This window comes from Streptomyces sp. MH60 (genome assembly GCF_002939385.1).
Lineage (GTDB): Bacteria > Actinomycetota > Actinomycetes > Streptomycetales > Streptomycetaceae > Streptomyces.
The window spans coordinates 1-6,046 of record NZ_MULI01000152.1 but is presented as its reverse complement, the minus strand read 5'-3'; the positions used below and the strand labels follow the sequence as shown (position 1 = coordinate 6,046).

At 75.9% G+C, this 6,046-nt stretch carries 7 protein-coding genes; 3 read left to right on the top strand and 4 right to left on the bottom strand.

The genetic code is table 11. The features are described 5' to 3' along the window. Positions 1-2,144: helicase-associated domain-containing protein (locus BZZ08_RS37970; protein WP_104636678.1), on the bottom strand; the 2,144-nt coding region annotated here is incomplete at its 3' end. A gap of 129 nt (positions 2,145-2,273) precedes the next feature. On the opposite strand from BZZ08_RS37970, the gene BZZ08_RS37965 reads away from it, so the two are divergent. Together BZZ08_RS37965 and BZZ08_RS37960 are read left to right on the top strand one after the other, a co-directional pair. Further along, positions 2,274-3,284: a hypothetical protein gene (locus BZZ08_RS37965; protein WP_241965665.1), complete on the top strand. Its 1,011-nt coding sequence runs from the start codon at positions 2,274-2,276 to the stop codon at positions 3,282-3,284. Positions 3,285-3,405: 121 nt separating this feature from the next. After that, complete coding sequence (locus BZZ08_RS37960; protein WP_104636677.1) at positions 3,406-4,068, top strand: HAD family hydrolase; 663 nt, start codon at positions 3,406-3,408, stop codon at positions 4,066-4,068. Here the strand turns inward: BZZ08_RS37960 and BZZ08_RS37955 are convergent. After that, a complete protein-coding gene (locus tag BZZ08_RS37955; RefSeq protein ID WP_104636676.1) occupies positions 4,017-4,295 on the bottom strand; it encodes a hypothetical protein in 279 nt (92 codons plus the stop codon). The genes BZZ08_RS37960 and BZZ08_RS37955 overlap by 52 nt on opposite strands. 174 nt (positions 4,296-4,469) lie before the next feature. Here BZZ08_RS37955 and BZZ08_RS39905 point away from each other — a divergent pair, with 174 nt between their 5' ends. Further along, entirely contained in the window at positions 4,470-4,853 is a 384-nt protein-coding gene (locus BZZ08_RS39905) for a cold-shock protein (protein ID WP_003974650.1), read from the top strand. Between the two features lie 25 nt (positions 4,854-4,878). On the opposite strand, the gene BZZ08_RS37945 is transcribed toward BZZ08_RS39905, so the two are convergent. After that, positions 4,879-5,727 carry a 1,4-dihydroxy-6-naphthoate synthase gene (locus BZZ08_RS37945; RefSeq protein ID WP_104636675.1) on the bottom strand — a complete coding sequence of 283 codons (849 nt, stop codon included), beginning with the start codon at positions 5,725-5,727 and terminating at the stop codon, positions 4,879-4,881. Then, the coding region (locus BZZ08_RS37940) for a phosphorylase family protein (RefSeq protein WP_446750297.1) at positions 5,717-6,046 on the bottom strand (330 nt) is incomplete at its 5' end. The genes BZZ08_RS37940 and BZZ08_RS37945, both read right to left, overlap by 11 nt.

The following is a 6,046-nucleotide window of genomic DNA, read 5'->3' as shown; positions in this document are numbered from 1 at the left end:
GCGGCCGGCGCGAACCCGATCGCGCGCAGCCCGTCGAGCAGCGCCGCCGGGTCGGCCTGCGCGGCCAGCACGGTGGGCGCCAGACGGCGCAGGCCGAGACCGGCGGCCCGCTTGTCGGCGAGGATCTCGTCCAGCGTCGCGTCGTCGTCGCAGCGCACGTACGCCGAGGCCGCGCCCACCCGCAGCCGCCCGTGCCGCCGGGCCACGTCGTCGATCAGGTACGTCAGGGGCTGCGGCACCGGCGTACGGGAGTGCCGGGCGAGGAACGCGTGCAGGTCGGCGGCGCTCCGCCCGGCGTCCAGCGCACGGCGTACCGAACCCGGCGTGAACCGGTAGACGGTCGCCCCGCCCTTGGACTCCACATCCGCGAGCACCCCCAGCACGTCGGCCAGCTCCCGCTCCAGCGGGCCCGGCGCCACCGCCGTCAGGTCGGCCTGGAGCAGCACGTGATCCAGCGGTTCGGGGAAGAGCGGCGCGAGCAGCCGGGCGGCGGTCGCGGTGGCCGCGGCCCGTTCGGCGGGGGTCGGGGGAGCGGTCACCGGGGGCGTGCGGTGGTGGTGGACGGGGAGCTTGTCGCCCGGACCCTTAGGCTCCCCCGCCTCCTCCGCCGCCGGACGGGGTGCCTCGGGCGCGCCGATCAGGGCCCGCCCCGGTGCCGCCAGCGCGCCGCGCCCGGTGACGCCCAGCAGCTCGGCCTCGGACAGCGTCCACCGGGCGATCCGGCTCCGCAGATCGTCGTCCCGCGCCTTCCCCGGCTCCCGGTGCTCCCGGTGCTCCCGCTGCGGGCCGCGCAGCGGGCGCTCCCAGCGCAGCCGGGCCAGCAGCGACTCCTCGACCGGCGAGGCCCCCTCGGGCAGTCCTGCCAACAGGGCCAGCACCCGGTGCCGCACCTCCGGCGCCGCCGAACGGTCCAGGTTGGGGCCCAGCGCCGAGAGCGTGCGGTCCTTCGCGTCCCGTCCGCCGACCACGCCCGGCGTCCGGGTCGCCGTCAGCCACGTCCCCGCGAGCCGTGCCCAGCGCTCGGCGGGCGGCAGCTCGCGCCACTCGTCGTACGCCGGGGTCGCCGCGTACCGCTCGTCAGCCTCGCCGTCGGAGGCGATCAGACCGGCGCCGTAGGCCAGCTCGACCCAGAACGCGGCGACCGGCTCGGGCAGGTCCAGGGCGACGGCGGTCCGCTTCAGGTCGCGCACGCTCAGGCCGCCGGCCCGCAGCACCGTCGGGCCGCCCTCGTCCCACTCCTTCAGCAGCTCGTCGACGGTCGCCAGCGCCGCCAGCGCCTGTCCGGCCGCGGTGGCGTCCACAACCTGTGGACGGTGCGTGGCGGCCGCCTCCACCGGCGGCGGCACCGGCTCGGGCACGCGGTGCGCGCGGCCCGCGCGCAGGTGCAGGGCGACCTCGCGGGGCAGGACGACCGTGCCGGGCGCGGTCGGCAGCAGCAGGCCGCGGCCCAGGAGCGCGCGCAGGTGCGCGGCGGGGTCGTGGGTGACCTGGCCGTACGGCGGCCCCCACACCAGCCGGTCCAGCACCTCCCGGGACTCCTCGGGCAGTTCGGCCAGGAGCGCCGACATGCGTCTCCGGTCGGAGAACAGGGCGGCGAGCGCGGACACGGCGGAGACGGAGTCGTGGGTCGAGGGCAGGCCGACGGCGCCGAGGATCTCCTGGATCCGGCCCGGGGACATCCCCGCCGTCGCCTCCCGCACGGTGGGGCCGAGTCCCGTCGGGGACGGATGCTGCGGGGAGGGCGCGAGCAGCTCGCGGGCGGTGCGCACGAGCCGCAGCCGGTCGTCGGCGCCCCACACCAGCGCCTGTTCGCGCAGCAGGGCGGCGGCCCGGGGCAGCGCGGCGGCGACGGCCGGGTCCTCCTCGTCACCGCCCATCAGGGCGAGCAGTTCGCCGTACGACGCCGGGTCCGGCGCCACGGCCAGCGCCTCGGCCGTCTGCAGCGTGAACCGGTCCAGCCGCTCCAGCGCCCGCACGACGGAGGCGCGGGTGCCGGCGCGGGCGGCGAGCTGGGTGAGGTCGGTGGGCACGGGGGTGATGAGGTCGGGACGGCTGCGCAGGAGGGCGGCCAGCGAGACGTCGTCCCTGACGCGGAGCGCTTCCGCCAGGGACCGGGGGGCCGCGGACTTCTCCTCGGTGCTCATCCGGTCCACGTTAGCGGGTGGGTCGGACGACGGGGGTGCGCGTGCGACGGTGCGGTGCCGTCGGCCGGACGGGGAAGATTCGGTACCGTCGTCCGACGGATACCGCGACGCACCGCCCCGGAGGGGAACGTGGGGATCGAGAGCGACCAGGTCGTCTTCGAGTATCTGAGCCGCGTCGGCGACGTGGCCCAGCAGCGGCAGCTGCCGTCGGCCACCCGGATGCGGCTGGTGTCGGAGCTGCGCAACGAGATCGACCGGCACCGGGCGAAGACCACCGTGGACAGCCCCGCCGCGGTCCGCCGCATCCTGGACCGGCTCGGCGACCCCGACGACATCGTCACCGCGGCGGGCGGCACGAGCGGCGTACGGCAGCAGGCGGCGCCGTCGCCCACCGCCGTGCCCGAGCAGCGGGAGACCGAGCCGCGCGACACCGAGCGGCGCAAGGGCCGGCGGCGCCCCGCACCCGAACCCCCTGCCGCGCGTCCGGCCGCCTCCCCGCCCCACCTGGCGAGCGCGCGGGAACTGGGGGACGTCGGCGACGGCCAACCCGACTGGTGGCGCGTCGACGACGGCCCCTTCGCCGGCGGGGGCCTCGGCGACAGCGTGCCCGGGTTCGTCGGCGGCGTGGAGATCCCGGAGCTGCTCAGGCGTCCGCCGGGCCCGGCGGACGAGGCGGACGGGAAGAACGCCCCCACCGAGACGGCCCCCGGGGCCGCGGCCCTGGTGGAGGCCGACGACCCGGCGGCCGGGACAGCGGGGGAGAGCAGGGCCCGCCGCCTGCGCCGCCCGTGGCCCGAGGGCGGCTGGAACAACCCGCTGCTGCTGTTCGCCGCGGCCCTGCTGATCGTCGGTGCCGTGCTCGGCAACCTGGTCCCCCTCGGCCTGGGCTGGCTGATCGCCTACCTCTCCCGCCGGCTGACCCCGGCCCAGTCGAAGTGGGCCGTCCTGGGCCTGCCCGGCACGGTCGTCGCCGCGGGCGCCGGCTGGCTGTGGGGCCGCACCGAGGGCCGCTGGGGCGACCCGGTCGCCGAGGGCCACATGAACGACGCGATCGCCGAAACCTGGCCCTGGGTGCTGCGCACCGCCGCCGTGGCCACCGCCCTCTACCTCCTCTGGCGCTCCCGCCGCCCCAGCGGCTGACCGCGAGGTCGCCGCCCGTGCGGCCTCGCGGGGCAGCGCACAGCCGGCGCGGCGAGGCGGCCGTCCGGGGCCGGCCCGGGGGCCCGTGGGCGGCCGCCGCGGGCCCGGCACAATGGGGGCCATGGCTTCCACCACCCGCCCCGCGCCCACCGTCGGCTTCGACCTCGACATGACGCTGATCGACTCGCGGCCCGGCATCCGTGCCTGCTACCTCGAGCTGAGCGCGCGCACCGGGACGTACGTCGACGCCGACCTGGCCGTCACCCGGCTCGGGCCGCCGCTGGCCGAGGAGCTGGCGAACTGGTTCCCGGCCGGGGAGATCGAGGCCGTCGCCGACCTCTACCGGGAGATCTACCCGGCGTACGCGATCGAGCCGACGCTCGCGCTGCCCGGCGCCCGCGAGGCCGTCGCCGCCGTCCGCGAGGCCGGCGGGCGGGCCGTCGTCGTCACCGCCAAGTACGAGCCGAACGCCAAGCTGCACCTGGCGCACCTCGGCATCGAGCCGGACGCCGTGATCGGCGGTCTGTGGGCCGAGCAGAAGGCCGTCGCGCTGCGCGAGCACGACGCGGACGTCTACGTCGGCGACCACGTCGGCGACGTACGCGGAGCCCGCGCCGCCGGTGCCCGCTCGGTGGCCGTGGCCAGCGGGCCGTGCGACGCCGGGGAACTGCGCGCGGCCGGTGCCGACGTGGTCCTCGCCGACCTCACCCGGTTCCCGGCGTGGCTCGCGGCCTACCGGGACGGCGAGGGCGACGCCGCGGGACTCGACGCGGCGCGCGCCTGACGCCGCCCGGCGGCGATCGACCGGAGCACTCCGGCACCGGCGACCAGGAAGCCCACTCCCATCAGCATGCTCAGTCCGAACATGTAGGTGGGAAACGGCGTCGTGTCCAGCAGCAGCGGGGTCACCGTGACCAGAGTGGCCACGGCGCCGACGAAGAAGACGATCGCACCGGCGCGGACCAGCCGGTCACCGGGCGCGGCGGAATTCGTTTGGGTTTGTTCACGCACCCGACCAGGGTAGTTCCCAGGCCTGGAGAACGACCCGGGGACGTCTTGTCACCGGGTCGAAGACCATTAGCCTTGGTACCGGCGGGTCAGGACGACCCGCCCAAGTGCTATCAAGAGCCGTTTCCGAGCATGTTTCCGAGCAGTTTTCCGACGAGTACGAGGACGAGGACAGACGTGCCTACCGGCAAGGTCAAGTGGTTCAACAGCGAGAAGGGCTTCGGCTTTCTCTCCCGCGACGACGGCGGTGACGTCTTCGTCCATTCCTCGGTCCTCCCCGCCGGAGTCGAGAGCCTGAAGCCGGGGCAGCGCGTCGAGTTCGGTGTCGTCGCCGGACAGCGCGGCGACCAGGCCCTGTCGCTCGCCCTCCTCGACCCGGCCCCCTCGGTCGCGGCCGCGCAGCGCAAGAAGCCGGACGAGCTGGCCTCCATCGTGCAGGACCTGACGACGCTCCTGGAGAACATCACGCCGATGCTGGAGCGCGGCCGCTACCCCGAGAAGACGGCGGGCAAGAAGATCGCCGGGCTGCTCCGCGCGGTCGCGGACCAGCTCGACGTCTGACCGCCGTCCCGCCAGGGGCGCCCCGTTACGGGAACGCCAGCGCGTCCGGGCCGAGGGCCGGTACGAGTCCCTCGGCCGCCGCGCGGGTCAGCAGGCCCCGGATCGCCGCGTAGCCGTCCTCGCCTAGGTCGGCGGTGAACTCGTTGACGTACAGCCCGATGTGCTGGTCCGCGACGGCCGGGTCCATCTCCTGGGCGTGCTCCATGACGTACGGCCGGGACGCCTCCGGGTCGTCCCAGGCCGCGCGGACCGAGCGGCGGACGGCGTCGGCGAGGCCGTTGAGCGCCTCGGCGCCCAGCGAGCGCTTCGCGATGATCGCGCCGAGCGGGATCGGCAGCCCGGTCGTCCGCTCCCAGTGCTCACCCATGTCGGCGAGCTTGTGCAGCCCGTAGTTCTGGTACGTGAAGCGCGCCTCGTGGATCACCAGTCCCGCGTCGACCTTCCCGTCCCGCACGGCCGGCATGATCTCGTGGAAGGGCATGATCACGATCTCGCCGACTCCGCCGGGCACGGTGTCCGCCGCCCAGAGGCGGAAGAGCAGGTACGCCGTCGAGGTCTCGCTGGGCACCGCCACCGTGCGTCCGCGCAGGTCCGCGCCCGCCTCCCGGGTCAGCACCAGCGGACCGCAGCCCCGGCCCAGCGCACCGCCGCACGGCAGCAGGGCCCAGTCGTCCAGGACGTACGGCAGCACGGCGTACGACACCTTCAGCACGTCGAACTCGCCGCGCTCGGCCATGCCGTTGGTGACGTCGATGTCCGCGAAGGTCACGTCGAGGGCGGGGGCGCCCGGGACCCGGCCGTGGGCCAGGGCGTCGAAGACGAAGGTGTCGTTCGGGCAGGGGGAGTACGCGATCTGCAAGGGCTCAGTCGTCATGTCGGTTCCAACTCGTGAGGGCGGGGGAGAGCTTCCCGAAGGCGTCCGTCAGGGCCGCGAGGGCCTCGCCGATGCGCCAGGCGGCACGGTCGCGCGGGCCGACCGGGTTGGAGACCGCGCGCAGTTCCAGCACCGGCACGCCGTGCGCGGCGGCGGCCTCGGCGACGCCGAAGCCCTCCATCGCCTCGGCCAGGGCACCCGGGTGGCGTGCGCGCAGCAGCGCGGCGCGTTCCGCGGTGCCGGTGACGGTGGAGCCGGTCAGGACGGTGCCGGGCCGGGCCCCGGTCGCCTCGGCGACGGCGCGGACCAGACCGGCCGG